Genomic DNA, 15,191 nt, shown 5'->3' with positions numbered 1-15,191 from the left:
CCGTATGAGCGATGACGCGCAACGCTGGAAAGACAAGTACCTGAGCAGCCTTGAGCAGCAGGAAAAGCTTGACCGCCGCTGGGAGTCGCGCCTGGATCTGCTGCGCCGTGGTCTGGTGCGCAGCAGCCTGGCCGCCGAGGGCGCGGACAAGGCGGTCGATCAATGCATGCAGGAAATGCGCGAAATTCTTCGCCGCGACGATATGGACGCTGCATTGGGCGGCCTTATCCCGCGTCTGGAAAAGGCCGTGCTGGATTCCGAGCAGCGCCGTCAGCAGCGTGCCGGCGAGGCCGCCACGGCATTGGCGGGCCTGATCGAACAGTTGCAACGTCTGCAGCCGCCGCGTGAGGTACGCAAGGCACTCAAGTCACTCGGCAAACAACTGCAGGACGCCACCAGCCACCAGTATCTGTTGCCCGCATTGCTCAGCCAACTGAGCAACCTGCAAGGGCAGGCGCTGAGCGTTCTGCAAGCCCCGGTGCAGGAGCAACCCGGCTTGCTGCAGCGCCTCTTCGGCTCGCGTGTTGAAAGCAGCGAAGAGATCGCGAACACTGCACCTGCACCTGCACCTGCACCTGCACCTGCACCTGCACCTGCACCTGCACCTGCACCTGCACCTATATCTGAGCCTGCCACTGTCTCCGAGAGTGCAGAGCGCACGCCAGCGGTCCTCACGCCTGCGAGCGAGCCAGCGGCGGTTGCCAGCTTGGCAAAGAGAAAGCATCAGGCCAACGACGCCGCGCCCATGCTCGACAGCCTGCCACTGCCGCCTGGCCTGGTGCCGCCGGAGGATGCAGGCGACAGCCCGTTCTCCCTGCCCAGCAGCGAACCCGGATACAGCGCGGTGGCCCCGCATATCGCCAGCAGCTTGCGCAGCCTGCTCGACGAGCTGGAGTTGCCGGCACGTCATCAGCCGCAAGGCGATGCGCTGCGCCAGCGTCTGGAGGGCAACCTCAACTGGTACGAACTGGTACCCGTGCTGGACGATCTGGCTGTGCTGGTATTGGCAGTCACCGACAGTGGCCAGCGTGAGTTCGCCGGTTATCTCAAGCAGCTCAACGAGCGCCTGGCCGCCTTTATCAGCACCCTCAGTGAAGCGCATGAGGGTTATACCGCCTCGGTGGAAAGCACGCGCCACTTCAACCAGCAGTTGCGCGATCAGGTCAGCGACTTGCAGAACAGCGTGCAGGAGGCGGCCGATCTGGACGCGCTCAAGCAGGCGCTGGAGCAGCGTCTGGAGGGCCTGCTGCAGAGCGTCAGCAATCATCAGCGTCAGCGCGACAGTGGTGAGGATGACGTGGCGGAACGGCTGCAGGGCCTGGTCAAGCGTGTCGCTGAAATGGAGCTCGAGGCGCAACAGTTTCGCCAACATATCGAGGAGCAGCGGCAGAAATCGCTGCTCGACCCTCTGACCGGCTTGCCTAATCGCGCGGCCTGGAGCGAGCGCCTCGACCTGGAGACTGCCCGACGCCAGCGCTATGGCGGCCAGTTGCTGATGGCGGTGCTGGATGTCGATCACTTCAAGCGGATCAACGACGGCTACGGCCACCTGGCAGGTGATCGAGTGCTGAAGATCATCGCCGGGGAGCTCAGCAAGCGTTTGCGCAAGACCGACTTCATCGCCCGTTTTGGTGGCGAGGAGTTCGTTCTGCTGATTCCTGCAACGCCGCTGGAGGGAGGTGTCCAGCTTCTGGAAACCCTGCGCGCAGCAATCGAGGCTTGCCCGTTCCACTTCAAGGGTGAGCCGGTGACCATCACCTTCTCCGCCGGTATCGCCGAGTTTCGCAATGGCGAGGCGACCGAGGTCACCTTCGAACGTGCCGACCAGGCGCTATATCGCGCCAAGGGCGCGGGGCGTAACCGCGTCGAGCAGGCTGCCTGATCGCGTCTCCGTCGAGCCGCAGCGGCAGGCACCGCGGCTCCCGTACGAACCACTCACTCCTTCTAGGATGTTGCCTCGGCCGGGTCCCTGCTGGTTGCTCCAGCGGTTCGTGCCCGTGGTGCGTGATCGTCCTCGTCCTGCAACGGCACCTCATTGCCCTGAGCGTCGTACAGCTTGCCGCCGATGAAGTGGTCGCCATCGTGCAGGACGGCGATGTTGCGGTAGCGCAGGCTGCGCTCGGTGGCGAACAGCACGATGCCGGCGCACCTCGAACACCGGCACGCCGAAATGCAACGGAGTCGGGAAGGCCAACACCGGCCCTTCACTGACCTTGGAAAAGTCGGCCATGCCGAATGCCAGGGCGACCAGCGTGCCGATCACCATGGTCAGCAGGATCGACAGGCGCGAGATGGTGGCGCTGCCGACGAAAAGCGAGGCGGCGATCAGCAGGCTGATATCGGCAGGCGACAGACCGGCCGCCTGGCCGACGATCAGGGGCACTGCGACGATGCCGCCGTACATGGTCAGTACGTGCTGCAGGCCGTAGAGCAGATTGGAGCCGAGGCCAAGGTTTTCGTCCTCGGGGCGCTGGGTGGTGGAGGTCATGGAAAGCTATTTGCTGTTGTTCTTGTGCGGTCAATGCAGATATTTTGTTGAAATATTGGATGCTACTTTGTATGCATTTCTTCGGGTGTTGTTTCCTGGAACCATTACAGCGCTACCGGTCATAAAATTTCCACGCGCGCTAAAAATGTTCGAATCTGACCGTGCCCCGGCTCGCGAGGGGACCCCTTCAGGCCCTAGACTATGCGCACTAGACACCGGAGACGCCCATGGACATCTTCAGCATCGCCGTGCTGATCTTTTTGGTCACCGACCCTTTCGGCAATATCGCCATCTACATTGCCGCGCTGAAGAACGTCGAGCCGCGCAGACGGTTGTGGGTCGCCGCGCGCGAACTGCTGTTCGCCCTTGGTCTGTTGCTGCTGTTCCTCACCTTTGGTGACAAATTCCTCACCAGCCTCGGTCTGTCACGCGAGGCAACCGCGATTGCCGGCGCTATCATCCTGTTCGTCATCGCCATGCGCCTGATTTTCCCCAGCCCGCAGGGCCTGCTCGGCGACGTGCCGGATGGCGAGCCGATACTGGTGCCGTTGGCCACGCCGGCGGTCGCCGGACCTTCAGCGCTTGCGGTGCTGATGACCCTGCGCAACACCCACACCGGGCCGCTCTGGGAGCTCTACCTGGCGGTCATCCTGGCCTGGGCGGCGACGGCATTCATTCTGTTGCAGGCTTCGTTCCTGCAGCGTTTTCTTGGTAATCGCGGGTTGATGGCGGTAGAACGATTGATGGGCATGCTGTTGATCATGCTCAGCGTCGACCTGCTGCTGGACAACCTGCAGAGCGTATTCGGTCACGCATGAAGTCTCTTTGCCTTGCCCTAGTTCTTGTTCTGCTTGCCGGTTGTACCGGTGGTCTACGTATCGATGACAGTCACACCGCGACCGGTCAGAACAGCCGTGTGCAATACGTCGTGCTGCACTACACCTCTGCTGACCTGCAACGCTCGCTCGATCTGCTGACGCAGACCGAGGTGAGCAGCCACTACCTGATCGGTGATGCACCGCCGACCGTCTACCGCCTGGTGGACGAGAACCGTCGCGCCTGGCACGTCGGTGTCAGCGAATGGAAGGGGCGCACCTGGCTCAACAGCACCACGATCGGCATCGAGCTGGTCAACCAGGGCTACTACCAGACGCCGGCGGGGCGCTACTGGCAACCCTTCGCGCCGCAGCAGATCGATACCCTGATCGTGCTGCTCAAGGACATCGTCAAGCGTCACCAGCTACCGCTGGGCTCGATCATCGCGCACAGCGATGTGGCGCCGCAGCGCAAGGTCGATCCGGGCCCATTGTTCCCCTGGAAGCGTCTGGCCGACGAGGGCCTGGCGCCCTGGCCGAACGAAGACGCCGTGGCGCGCCAACAGGCGCTTTTCAGCACCAGCCTGCCCAGCGTGCAGTGGTTCCAGGAGCAGTTGGCGCAAAACGGTTACACGGTGCCGCAGCACGGTGAGCTGGATGAGGCGACGCGCAATGTCATTGCCGCCTTCCAGATGAAGTATCGCCCGGCCAACTACGACGGCCAGCCGGACGCCGAAACTGCAGCGCGGTTACTGGTGCTCAATCTGCAGGCGGCAGGATAGAGCTCAGCTAGGCGTGGTGCCGATCAGCCGAGAGTCGGCCAGCGCTGCGCTGAACGGTGGCGGCCTGGTATCGGGGTCCACGAGCATGCTCAAAAAGGCTGCTGACGAAGGATAGCGCACCAGCAGAAGCAGATCCCACTGCTCTTGCTTCGGTGCGATCAAAGCCAGGTGGGCGTCTGCCATCACCTGCACCTCACCACCCACCCCGCGGACCTTGCTCAGCGCGGTGCGGCTGTAGCGCGCATAGGCTTCGCGCCCGCTGCAGGGCGCATGGAGGCTGCCTGGTGTTGTAAGCAGCTTGGCTGTTGAAACGCAGCAGATTGAGCATCAGGATCGGTGTATCGCTGGGCGAACTCCAGCAGATTCTCGCGGTTGGGGTTGATGCTCGGCATGCAAGTTCCTCGGCTGGCGTTTTCCCTGAACCTCACGCCTGAAGCCGAGTGCGGCAAGTGCAATCGATCCGCCTGATAGCCGATCATCTGCTCAGCATGGTGCTGCGCTAGGGGCTGTTGCCGTTTCGCGCTAATCATTTGATATATAAGAGCAAACTCGTATCGTTGAAGCTCTGATTCAACATCGATACGAGTTTGCAATGCCCCGATTATTGCTCAGTGATGAGCATTGGTCGAAGCTGCGGAAAATTCTGCTGCACAAGGCCATCTACAACAAGCGTGATCTACGAATGACCGTGGAGGGCATGCTGTACCGCATGCGCACGGGATGTCCCTGGAGAGATCTACCCGAAGCGTTCGGGAACTGGAATAAGGTCGGATAGTGCTAAGTCTGTGAGCAATACGCACACAAACTTGCCAGTCCGGTATCACTCACACTTCTCCCAGACCATCCGAAGTGCTTTCTCTCTGCCGCCCTCGAACCTGTCGACGTTCATTTAACTGTCACATTCGTTTCATAGAGTGTTCACGTGGCCTGCAGATACTTGGGCCCGTTCCATCCAACACAACACCATCCTGCTAGGAGCAAGGCATGAAACTGAAGCGTTTGATGGCGGCCCTGACTTTCGCCGCCGCTGGCGTAAGCGCCGTATCTGCTGTAGCCGCCGTCGATCCGGCTCTGCCGACCTATGAAAAGACTTCCGGTGTATCGGGCAACCTGTCCAGCGTCGGTTCCGACTCGCTGGCCAACCTGATGACCCTGTGGGCAGAAGAGTTCAAGAAGAACTACCCCAACGTCAACATCCAGATCCAGGCCGCTGGTTCCTCCACTGCGCCACCCGCGCTGACCGAAGGTACCGCCAACATGGGGCCGATGAGCCGTCCGATGAAGGACAGCGAGATCCAGGCCTTCGAAGAGAAGTACGGTTACAAGCCGACCGCCGTTCCGGTTGCCATCGACGCCCTGGCCGTGTTCGTGCACAAGGACAACCCGATCAAGTCGCTGACCATGCAACAGGTCGACGCGATCTTCTCCAGCACCCGTCTGTGCGGTGGCGACAAGGACCTGAAAACCTGGGGTGACGTTGGTCTGACCGGCGAGTGGGCGAGCAAGCCGATCCAGCTGTTCGGTCGTAACTCGGTATCCGGCACCTACGGTTACTTCAAGGAAGAAGCCCTGTGCAAAGGTGACTTCAAGGCCAACGTCAACGAGCAGCCGGGTTCGGCTTCGGTTGTCCAGTCGATCTCCAGCACCCTGAACGCCATTGGTTACTCGGGTATCGGCTACAGGACCTCCAGCGTCCGCGCCGTGCCGCTGTCGAAGAAGGGCGGTGAAGCCTTCGAAGCGTCGGAAGAGAACGCTCTGGCTGGCAAGTTCCCGCTGGCTCGCTTCTTCTACGTCTACGTCAACAAGGCGCCGAACCAGCCGCTGAGCCCGCTGGATGCCGAGTTCATCAAGCTGGTGCTGTCCAAGCAGGGCCAGGATGTCGTGATGAAGGATGGTTACATCCCGCTGCCGTCCAAGGTCGCCGAGAAAGCGATGAAGGACTTGGGTCTGTAAGGCTTCCAGCCTGATGGCCTGGCGCTAGCTAGCGAGGCCATTCGACGAACCCGCCACCCCATGGGTGGCGGGCTTCGTCATGTCAGCAGACTGTAATCTTTCTGTCATACAAGCCCGCTAAATTGACAAGCCTGGGCAGCCGTATGCGCTGCAATCAAGCCCGCGCAGAGACTTCTCGCATGAATGACTTGGCAAACGAATCCATGAACCGTTCGCAGAACCCTCTAGGGATCGACTTCAACACGCCCGCCCTGCAACGCAAGCGCCGTCTGCGCGCGTTGAAGGACCGCATGGCGCGTTGGTACGTCTCCATCGGTGGTCTGGCGGTGCTCGGTGCCATCACCCTGATCTTCTTCTACCTCGCCCATGTCGTGCTGCCCATGTTCCAGGGCGCCGAGCTCGAGTCGCGCAAGGCTCAGCAACCGGCCTGGCTGGCCGAAGCTCAGGCGCCATTGCTTCTCGCCGTGGAAGAACAGAACCAGGTCGCCATGCGTCTGGATGCTTCCGGTGCCGTGCAGTTCTTCGCACTCAAGAATGGCGAGGCCCTGCAGCGTCTGCAGTTGCCGCTGCCGCAAGGTGTGACCGTCGCCTCCGTCGGTCAGGACCAGCCGGGTACGCGTCGCGTGGTATTGGGGCTGTCCAACGGCCAGGCGCTGATCCTGCAGCACAACTACAAGATCACCTATCCGGACAACGTGCGTACCATCGCGCCGCAGATCGACTTCCCCTATGGCGAGGCGCCGATCGAACTGGACCCGCAGGGGCGTCCGCTGGAGCATGTGGCGCTCAATCTCAACAGCGGTACGCTGATGCTGGCCGGCTCCACCAACAACGAGCTGCATCTGATCAGCCTCAGCCGTGAGGAAAACCTGTTCACCGGCGAGGTGAGCGTCAGCGAGCAGCGCATCAACCTGCCGCAGATCGGCGAGCCGGTCAGCCAACTGCTTATCGACCCCCGCCAGATGTGGCTGTACGTGTTCAATGGCGACTCCAGTGCCGACGTCTTCGATCTGCGCAAGCGCAGCCTCAATGGTCGTTACGAGCTGCTCAAGGATGCGTCCAATCGTGTGACCAGCGCCACCAGCCTGCTCGGCGGCATCTCGATCATGATCGGTGACGCCAAGGGTGGTATCCAGCAGTGGTTCATGGTGCGCGATCAGGACGGCAAGTCCACCTTCCAGTCGATCCGCAGCTTCCAGCTCGGCGACAGTGCGATCACCCAGATCCTCCCCGAGGAGCGTCGCAAGGGCTTCATGGCCCTGGATGCCGACGGTCGCCTGGGCATTTTCCATAGCACGGCGCACCGCACTCTGCTCAAGGAGCAGGTCGCCGAAGGCAGCGCCATCGCTGCTCTGTCGCCGCGCGCCAGTCGTGTGCTGGTCGAGTCGGACGGCAAGCTGCAGCGCTTCGTGGTGGATAACCCGCACCCGGAAATTTCCTGGAGTTCGCTGTGGGGCAAGGTCTGGTACGAAAGCTACCCGGAGCCTGACTATGTCTGGCAGTCGACCTCGGCCAACACCGATTTCGAGGCCAAGCTGAGCCTCTCGCCGCTGGCCTTCGGTACGCTCAAGGCAGCGTTCTACGCCATGCTCCTGGCGGCCCCTCTGGCCGTGGCTGCAGCGATCTACACCGCCTACTTCATGGCGCCGCGCATGCGCACCAAGGTCAAGCCGGTGATCGAGCTGATGGAGGCGCTACCGACGGTGATTCTCGGCTTCTTTGCCGGTCTGTTCCTCGCGCCGTTTTTGGAGAACCACTTACCCGGCATCTTCAGCCTCTTGTTGCTGACACCGGTGGGCATCCTGCTGTTCGGTTTCCTCTGGACCAAGCTGCCTGAGTCCATCCGCCACCGTGTTCCCGAAGGCTGGGAAGCGGCACTGCTGATTCCGGTGGTGGTCGCCGTGGGCTGGTTCTCCATCGCGATCAGTGGGCATCTGGAAAACTGGCTGTTTGACGGCAATATGCGCCTGTGGCTGACCAATGAGCTGGGTATTCCCTTCGATCAGCGCAACGCCCTGGTGGTGGGGCTGGCCATGGGCTTCGCGGTAATTCCGAACATCTACTCGATCGCCGAAGACGCCGTGTTCAGCGTGCCCAAGAGCCTGACCTTCGGCTCCCTGGCGCTCGGCGCCACGCCCTGGCAGACCCTGACCCGCGTGGTGATCCTCACCGCCAGCCCGGGCATTTTCTCGGCGCTGATGATCGGCATGGGCCGTGCGGTCGGCGAGACCATGATCGTGCTGATGGCCACCGGCAACACGCCGATCATGGACATCAACATCTTCGAAGGCATGCGCACCCTGGCGGCCAACGTCGCCGTGGAAATGCCCGAGTCGGAAGTCGGCGGCACTCATTACCGCGTGCTGTTCCTCGCCGCGTTGGTGCTGCTGCTGTTCACCTTCGTGATGAACACCCTGGCCGAACTGATCCGTCAGCGTCTGCGTACCCGATATTCGAGTCTGTAAAACATGCCTGTGCAGCAGGCCAACTGATGACCCTCTCCCATTCATGGGAGAGGGTGCCCCGAAGGGGCGGGAGAGGGTGGTGCAGGCGCGTGCCTAAGCCCTCTCCCCCAGCCCCTCTCCCGCAAGCGGGAGAGGGGAGCAAGATACTCCTCGCCCTTTAAGGGAGAGGTGCCCGCAGGGCGGGTGAGGGCAGTGCGAACAACGCCGCAACCCTCTCCCCCGGCCCCTCTCCCGCAAGCGGGAAAGGGGAGGTAAAGAATGATTTCATTCAAGGTGTGATGCCGTGAAACAGAACAACCTGAAATCCTGGTACAAGAGCGGCGCCCCGGGCGTGTGGATGAGCGGAGGCGCCGTTGCCATCGCCATCATCATGACCCTCGGTCTGCTGGCAGTGATTGCCTCTCGCGGCCTCGGCCACTTCTGGCCGGCAGATATTCTCGAAGCCGACTACCAGGTGCCTGGCCAGGAAGCCCGGGTGATGCTGGGTGAGGTGGTGCAGGTCGAGGAAGTGCCACGTGCCCGTCTCGCCGCAGCCGGCCTGCCGGTGGCCGAAGGTGGCGAATTCATGACCCGCGAATTGCTCAAGGTGGGTAACCGCGACCTGTTCGGTGCCGACTTCACCTGGGTGGTTGGCGAGTGGCTGAGCAACCCGCGCAAGCCGGCCGGCATTACTGTGCTGGAGCGCCGCGAGTGGGGCAACTTCTACGGCAACCTGGTCAACGTCAAGGAAAGTGGCCAGGTGGTCGCCGAGGGCGATGCGGCCTGGGCTGCATTGCAGGAGCGCCTGGATCGCGTCGACGACCTGCACGCACAGCTGGTGCGTCTGGAGAAGAAGGACATCGGCCGTATCAACCATGGCCTGGAGCGCATCCGTCTGGAAGGCCGCAAGCTGCAGCTGCAGGACAAGCTGGACGCCGCTGCCCAGGCTGACATGGATGCCCGTCGCGATGCACTGAATGCCGAGTACAAGGTGCTCGAAGAGCGCATGGTGGCGCTGACCCAGCAGATCAATCGCGACAGCGTGACCCTGGCCGCCAGTGATGGACGCCAGACCGAAATCGAACTGGGTAAGATCGTCCGCGCCTTCCGCCCGAACGCCATGAGCACCGTCGACAAGCTCGGCTTCTACGCCATGAAACTGTGGGAATTCGTCAGCGACGAGCCGCGTGAGGCCAACACCGAAGGCGGTATCTTCCCGGCGATCTTCGGCACCGTGCTGATGGTCATGCTGATGGCGGTGATCGTTACCCCATTTGGCGTGATCGCCGCGGTCTACCTGCGCGAATACGCGCATCAGGGCGCACTGACCCGGGTGATCCGCATTGCGGTGAACAACCTCGCCGGCGTACCGTCGATCGTCTACGGCGTGTTCGGCCTGGGCTTCTTCGTCTACGTGCTGGGTGGCTCGATCGACCAGCTGTTCTTCCCCGAATCCGCTCCGGCGCCGACCTTCGGCACCCCGGGCCTGATGTGGGCCTCGCTGACCCTGGCGATCCTCACCCTGCCGGTGGTCATCGTTGCCACCGAGGAAGGCCTGGCGCGGATTCCCCGTGCGGTGCGTGAAGGCTCGCTGGCGCTTGGCGCGACCAAGGCCGAGACGCTGTGGAAGGTGGTCATCCCGATGGCCAGCCCGGCGATGATGACCGGCCTGATCCTCGCCGTGGCACGTGCCGCCGGTGAGGTGGCGCCGCTGATGCTGGTGGGTGTGGTCAAGCTGGCGCCGACCCTGCCGCTCAACGGCAACTACCCGTACCTGCACCTGGATCAGAAGATCATGCACCTGGGCTTCCACATCTACGACGTCGGCTTCCAGAGCCCCAACGTCGAGGCCGCGCGTCCGCTGGTTTACGCCACTGCGCTGCTGCTGGTGATCGTTATCGCCCTGCTCAACCTGACTGCGGTCTATATCCGTAACCACCTGCGCGAGAAGTACAAGGCGCTGGATCACTAACGCAGCTACGAGTCGCGCACCGCCGGTGCGCAGCTTGCAGCTTGTAGCTACGAACGGAGTGAGTTTATGCAACACGAAACCCATACCCACGGTATCGATCTGGCCGCCCTCGGCCGCGACAAGCAGAGCCTCAACCTGGCCAACGAGACCACGGCCATCGAAGTGCCGGGTCTGAACCTGTACTACGGCCAGAAGCAGGCGCTGTTCGACGTCAAGATGGATATCCCCAAGCAGCGCGTGACCGCCTTCATCGGCCCGTCCGGCTGCGGCAAGTCGACCCTGCTGCGCACCTTCAACCGCATGAACGACCTGGTCGATGGTTGCCGCGTGGAAGGCGAGATCAACATCGACGGGCGCAATATCTACCGCAAGGGCGAGGACGTCGCCGAGCTGCGTCGCCGCGTCGGCATGGTGTTCCAGAAGCCCAACCCGTTCCCCAAGAGCATCTACGAGAACGTGGTGTATGGCCTGCGTATCCAGGGCATCAACAGCAAGCGCGTACTCGACGAGGCGGTGGAGTGGGCACTGAAGAGCGCCGCGTTGTGGGATGAGGTCAAGGACCGCCTGCACGACTCGGCCCTCGGCCTCTCCGGCGGTCAGCAACAGCGTCTGGTGATCGCCCGTACCGTGGCCGTGCAGCCGGAAGTGCTGCTGCTCGACGAACCCTGCTCGGCGCTCGACCCGATCTCCACGCTGAAGGTCGAAGAGCTGATTTACGAGCTCAAGAGCAAGTACACCATCGTCATCGTCACCCACAACATGCAGCAGGCGGCGCGCGTTTCCGACTACACCGCGTTCATGTACATGGGCAAGCTGATCGAGTTCGGCGACACCGACACGCTGTTCACCAACCCGGCCAAGAAGCAGACAGAAGACTACATCACCGGTCGTTACGGCTAAGGCCATGGCAAATACTCCCTGGCTTTGTCGGGCGCCGTACTGTCAGCGCGCGCCCTTCGCGCCAGAGAGCATTTTCCAAGGGCCTTAGTGCTGAAACTCAACGTGTAGGGTGCGCCGTGCGCACCATGGCCATCCAAGCCGGCAGCTTTCGCGGAGCGAAACATGATCAACAAAGATAACCTTACCCAGCACATCTCCCAGCAATTCAACGCCGAACTGGAGGAAGTGCGCAGCCACCTGCTGGCCATGGGCGGCCTGGTGGAAAAGCAGGTCAACGATGCCGTCACCGCGCTGATCGAGGCCGACTCCGGCCTGGCCCAGCAGGTGCGCGAGATCGACGACCAGATCAACCAGATGGAGCGCAACATCGATGAGGAGTGCATCCGCATGCTCGCCCGCCGTCAGCCGGCGGCCTCCGACCTGCGCTTGATCATCAGCATCTCCAAGTCGGTGATCGACCTCGAGCGTATCGGCGACGAATCGACCAAGATCGCCAAGCGCGCCATCCTCCTCAGCGAGGAAGGCGAGGCGCCCAAGGGTTACGTCGAGATCCGCCACATCGGCGACCAGGTGCGCAAGATGGTGCAGGACGCTCTCGACGCTTTCGCCCGTTTCGACGCCGACCTGGCCCTGGCCGTGGCCCAGCACGACAAGACCGTCGACCGCGAGTACAAGACCGCGCTGCGTGAACTGGTCACCTACATGATGGAAGATCCGCGTTCGATCTCCCGCGTGCTCAATGTGATCTGGGCGCTGCGCTCGCTGGAACGCATTGGCGATCATGCGCGCAACATCGCCGAACTGGTGATCTACCTGGTGCGTGGCACCGATGTGCGCCACATCGGCCTGACTCGTATGCGTGAAGAGGTCGAGGGCAAGTCCAGGGACTGACGCCTGCTTCGTGCTGACGGCCCGGGCTTGCCCGGGCCGTTTCGCTTGCGCGATTTGTTGCACGTCCGGCGTTTTCCGTTGGCCTTAGGCCACTGGCCATGACTATGCTTACCGCTATTCGTACAGGAGTGGTCGATGAGCAAAGTCAGTGTGCTGGTGGTGGATGACGCAACCTTTATCCGTGATCTGGTCAAGAAAGGGCTGCGCGATAATTTCCCCGGCGTACAGATCGAGGAAGCGATCAATGGCCGCAAGGCCCAGCAGATGTTGAGCCGTCAGGTGGTCGACCTGATCCTCTGTGACTGGGAAATGCCGGAGATGTCCGGCCTCGAACTGTTGACCTGGTGCCGCGAGCAGGACAACCTGAAAACCACGCCCTTCATCATGGTCACCAGCCGTGGCGACAAGGAGAACGTGGTGCAGGCGATCCAGGCCGGTGTTTCCGACTACATCGGCAAGCCTTTCTCCAATGAGCAACTGGTGACCAAGGTGAAGAAGGCCCTGCAGCGCGCTGGCAAGCTGCAGGCGCTGATGTCCAGTGCGCCGTCGAAGATGCTGAGCACGGGTGGATTCGCCAACGACTCGCTGGCCGCACTCACCGGTGGCAAGGCCGAGGTGGTAAAGACCAGTGCACCAGCGCCGGCAGCTGCCGCCCCTGCGGCACCGAGTGTCGCACCTGCCCCGGCCGCCGCAAGCAAGTCGCCGGCCGGTCGTGGCCAGGGTCAGCTGCGTTTGCCAGCGGGCAGTATGGCCTGCGTGATCAAGGCGCTGAGCCTCAAGGAGGCATTGCTGGTGGTCAAGCGCACCAAGCAGCTGCCGCAGGTGCTGGAGAGTGCAGTGCTCGACCTGGAACAGGGCGAAGCAGCGGAAACCGCACGGCTCAATGGCTACCTGCACGCAGTGGCGGCATTCGAACCCAAACCCGACAGCGAATGGCTGCAACTGACCTTTCGCTTCGTCGACCGCGATCCGCAGAAGCTCGACTACCTGTCGCGGCTGATCGCCCGTGGCACCGCGCAGAAGCATTTCAGTCCTGGCGCGTAGTGCACCACAGCGATTATCTGTATCTGCTCGAAGGCTCTGGTTGGCGCTGGTCGCCCGGCGCTGTCCCCGCACCATCTTCTGCTACGCATTGCCTCGGCGTACGCCGTTATCTTCCTCGCTGACACGCTGCTGGGCTTGCCAACCCGTAGTCCGGGTGCAGTCAAGGGCGCTATGCCGACCAATGGCGGTGAGCCGGTTCACAGCCTGACGGTCGGTGTCTCGCGCACTCCGTGCTGCGCTGCTAGTCTTGCTAACCCGGATATCAAAAAGCCATAAGATCCGAGTCGTTATGCTAGCAGCTTGTCGGACTTGACCCCGCAAGAAAGGATAGAGCGGGATCAAGGTGCTTTTTGACGCGTTGCCGTTCCTTTCAGACATCTGAGTCCGCTGGCGCGACCCCAAGGACGTATCTGCACGCCTGGGCCGCCGTTTGAGCGGCCTCAGGGCGTACCTTTCTACCTTTACGCGGCACGCAGTACATGCAGGCGCTTGATGTTCCAGGCCATGGTCACCAAGCTCCATTCACCTTGAGCCTTGGCGAGTCCGCGCATGCTCATTTGCCGCCAGCCCATCACCCGCTTGATGATGCCGAACACCGGCTCAACCGTCTGCTTGCGCAGTTTGTACAGCGCTCGGCCACTTTGCGTGCTCAGGCAATGGGCCATCTGCTCGACCGGGTCGCTCGTCTGCGGTGACGGCGAGTCGGCGGCAAAGCGCTCCAGCACGGGCAAATGATGCGATTCGCGCTTGAGCGCCAGCAGCGGTTCGATCTCGGCTGCGTGGCAGGCGCTCACGTTGGCTTGGCTGAAGAAGCCGTTGTCCGCAATCAGCGTTTGCACCTCGCCCAGCGCGGCGGGCAAGGCCGCAATGCGCTGCAGCGTAGGGACCACTTCGCGCTTGTCGTTGCTGGCCTGGGTGACATGCTGTGTGATGACCAGCATCGTCTCGACATCCACCCCGGCCTGAGCGTTGTAGCTCTGCTCGAAGCCGCCGCTTGAGGCGGGCATGATGCGCGATTCTTCATCGGTTAGATTGACTTGATCGCTGTCTTTGGGGCCGGCCGCAGGTGGTTCGGGATCCTTGCCCCGCGGCTTCTTGCCGGCCTTGCGTTGGGCCTGACGCTTGGCCGTCTTGACCTCGAATTCCTGCTGCTCGACGGCGTGTCGCTCAGCCGCGCGCTGCTCGATCTTGGCCTTGGCCTGGGCAATGGCGCTGAGCCGATCTTCACGCCGGGCAATCTCGGCCGGTACATCCATGCCATCGGGCACGGCGGCACGGTCACTGTTCTCGGCCAGCGTCAACAACTGCTGGACTTCCTCGCGTAACTGCACCTCGATCCTGTTGGCATAGCCCCAGGACAAGGCTTTGTGCTTACTGGCATTGGCATCGATCTTGGTGCCGTCGAGCGCAATGTGGCCAAGCTTGAGCAGCTTCATCTCACGTGCCAGCAGCAGCACCTGGACGAACAGCGATTCGACCGCCGTCAGGAAGCGCCGACGGAACGTGGCCAGGGTGTCGTGGTCGGGGTGAGTGTTGGCCGCCACATAGCGAAACGCCACCGAGTCGTAGGTCGCGCGCTCGATCTTGCGGCTGGAGTGCACGCCGTTGGCGTAGCCGTAGATCAGCAGGCCAAGCAGCACGGCCGGATGGTGTGCGGCCGACCCCCGGCCGGCGTATTGGCCGGTCAGTTCGCGCAGATCGAGTTGCTCGATGACCTCAACCACGAATCGCGCCAAGTGATCATTCGGCAACCATTCGTCTACCGAGGGCGGCAGCAGGTACGCGGTGTCACGGTCAACTGGGACAAAACGGCTCATAGGGACGGGCTCTCGGTAGCAGAGCCCCGATTGTCGCGGATACCCCCAACGCGCGGAAGACTTGGAAAGTCCGACAGACTCCTAG

General features: G+C 62.2%; 10 protein-coding genes and 3 pseudogenes. 10 read left to right on the top strand and 3 right to left on the bottom strand.

Annotated features, from left to right (window positions below):
- The first annotated feature begins 4 nt into the window (after window positions 1–4).
- Window positions 5–1,882 carry a GGDEF domain-containing protein gene (locus DBO86_RS09030; protein ID WP_108233495.1) on the top strand — a complete coding sequence of 626 codons (1,878 nt, stop codon included), beginning with the start codon at window positions 5–7 and terminating at the stop codon, window positions 1,880–1,882.
- Window positions 1,883–2,146: 264 nt separating this feature from the next.
- On the opposite strand, the pseudogene DBO86_RS26550 reads toward DBO86_RS09030, so the two are convergent.
- Window positions 2,147–2,488, bottom strand: a pseudogene (locus DBO86_RS26550) (solute carrier family 23 protein); the annotation flags it as partial.
- A gap of 227 nt (window positions 2,489–2,715) precedes the next feature.
- Between DBO86_RS26550 and DBO86_RS09020 the strand changes: the two are divergent.
- Together DBO86_RS09020 and DBO86_RS09015 are read left to right on the top strand one after the other, a co-directional pair.
- Window positions 2,716–3,306 carry a MarC family protein gene (locus DBO86_RS09020; RefSeq protein WP_074857113.1) on the top strand — a complete coding sequence of 197 codons (591 nt, stop codon included), beginning with the start codon at window positions 2,716–2,718 and terminating at the stop codon, window positions 3,304–3,306.
- Window positions 3,303–4,085: an N-acetylmuramoyl-L-alanine amidase gene (locus DBO86_RS09015; protein WP_004423043.1), complete on the top strand. Its 783-nt coding sequence runs from the start codon at window positions 3,303–3,305 to the stop codon at window positions 4,083–4,085. Before DBO86_RS09020 ends, DBO86_RS09015 begins: the two co-directional genes overlap by 4 nt.
- 3 nt (window positions 4,086–4,088) lie before the next feature.
- On the opposite strand, the pseudogene DBO86_RS27230 reads toward DBO86_RS09015, so the two are convergent.
- Window positions 4,089–4,477: pseudogene (locus tag DBO86_RS27230) on the bottom strand (DUF1330 domain-containing protein).
- A 200-nt stretch (window positions 4,478–4,677) separates the two neighbouring features.
- On the opposite strand from DBO86_RS27230, the pseudogene DBO86_RS09005 reads away from it, so the two are divergent.
- The 7 genes and pseudogenes from DBO86_RS09005 to DBO86_RS08975 all read left to right on the top strand — a co-directional run.
- A pseudogene (locus DBO86_RS09005) lies at window positions 4,678–4,854 on the top strand (transposase); the annotation flags it as partial.
- 215 nt (window positions 4,855–5,069) lie between these two features.
- Window positions 5,070–6,038, top strand: coding sequence for a PstS family phosphate ABC transporter substrate-binding protein (locus DBO86_RS09000; protein WP_108233494.1), 969 nt, complete (start codon window positions 5,070–5,072; stop codon window positions 6,036–6,038).
- Window positions 6,039–6,217: 179 nt separating this feature from the next.
- On the top strand, window positions 6,218–8,503 hold the full coding sequence (locus tag DBO86_RS08995) for an ABC transporter permease subunit (protein WP_108233493.1): 2,286 nt from the start codon (window positions 6,218–6,220) through the stop codon (window positions 8,501–8,503).
- A 283-nt stretch (window positions 8,504–8,786) separates the two neighbouring features.
- A complete protein-coding gene (gene pstA, locus DBO86_RS08990) occupies window positions 8,787–10,454 on the top strand; it encodes a phosphate ABC transporter permease PstA (RefSeq protein WP_108233492.1) in 1,668 nt (555 codons plus the stop codon).
- Between the two features lie 66 nt (window positions 10,455–10,520).
- On the top strand, window positions 10,521–11,354 hold the full coding sequence (gene pstB, locus DBO86_RS08985) for a phosphate ABC transporter ATP-binding protein PstB (RefSeq protein WP_045733663.1): 834 nt from the start codon (window positions 10,521–10,523) through the stop codon (window positions 11,352–11,354).
- 162 nt (window positions 11,355–11,516) lie between these two features.
- On the top strand, window positions 11,517–12,245 hold the full coding sequence (phoU, locus tag DBO86_RS08980) for a phosphate signaling complex protein PhoU (protein WP_108233491.1): 729 nt from the start codon (window positions 11,517–11,519) through the stop codon (window positions 12,243–12,245).
- Between the two features lie 135 nt (window positions 12,246–12,380).
- The gene (locus tag DBO86_RS08975; protein WP_108233490.1) at window positions 12,381–13,289 is read left to right on the top strand and encodes a response regulator; all 909 of its coding nucleotides are present in this window, start codon (window positions 12,381–12,383) and stop codon (window positions 13,287–13,289) included.
- Window positions 13,290–13,750: 461 nt separating this feature from the next.
- Here DBO86_RS08975 and DBO86_RS08970 read toward each other — a convergent pair whose 3' ends face one another.
- Window positions 13,751–15,106: an IS1182 family transposase gene (locus DBO86_RS08970; RefSeq protein WP_042858280.1), complete on the bottom strand. Its 1,356-nt coding sequence runs from the start codon at window positions 15,104–15,106 to the stop codon at window positions 13,751–13,753.
- Window positions 15,107–15,191 lie beyond the last annotated feature (85 nt).

The organism is Ectopseudomonas oleovorans, from assembly GCF_003052605.1.
Lineage (GTDB): Bacteria > Pseudomonadota > Gammaproteobacteria > Pseudomonadales > Pseudomonadaceae > Aquipseudomonas > Aquipseudomonas oleovorans_A.
Note: the sequence above shows the minus strand (reverse complement) of the source record. Positions and strands in the feature narration are given on the sequence as shown.

Coding starts and splice junctions, on each gene's coding strand:
- DBO86_RS09030 (WP_108233495.1), top strand. CDS start 5: ATGAGCGATGACGCGCAACGCTGGAAAGACAAGTACCTGAGCAGCCTT.
- DBO86_RS09020 (WP_074857113.1), top strand. CDS start 2,716: ATGGACATCTTCAGCATCGCCGTGCTGATCTTTTTGGTCACCGACCCT.
- DBO86_RS09015 (WP_004423043.1), top strand. CDS start 3,303: ATGAAGTCTCTTTGCCTTGCCCTAGTTCTTGTTCTGCTTGCCGGTTGT.
- DBO86_RS09000 (WP_108233494.1), top strand. CDS start 5,070: ATGAAACTGAAGCGTTTGATGGCGGCCCTGACTTTCGCCGCCGCTGGC.
- DBO86_RS08995 (WP_108233493.1), top strand. CDS start 6,218: ATGAATGACTTGGCAAACGAATCCATGAACCGTTCGCAGAACCCTCTA.
- pstB (WP_045733663.1), top strand. CDS start 10,521: ATGCAACACGAAACCCATACCCACGGTATCGATCTGGCCGCCCTCGGC.
- phoU (WP_108233491.1), top strand. CDS start 11,517: ATGATCAACAAAGATAACCTTACCCAGCACATCTCCCAGCAATTCAAC.
- DBO86_RS08975 (WP_108233490.1), top strand. CDS start 12,381: ATGAGCAAAGTCAGTGTGCTGGTGGTGGATGACGCAACCTTTATCCGT.
- DBO86_RS08970 (WP_042858280.1), bottom strand. CDS start 15,106: ATGAGCCGTTTTGTCCCAGTTGACCGTGACACCGCGTACCTGCTGCCG.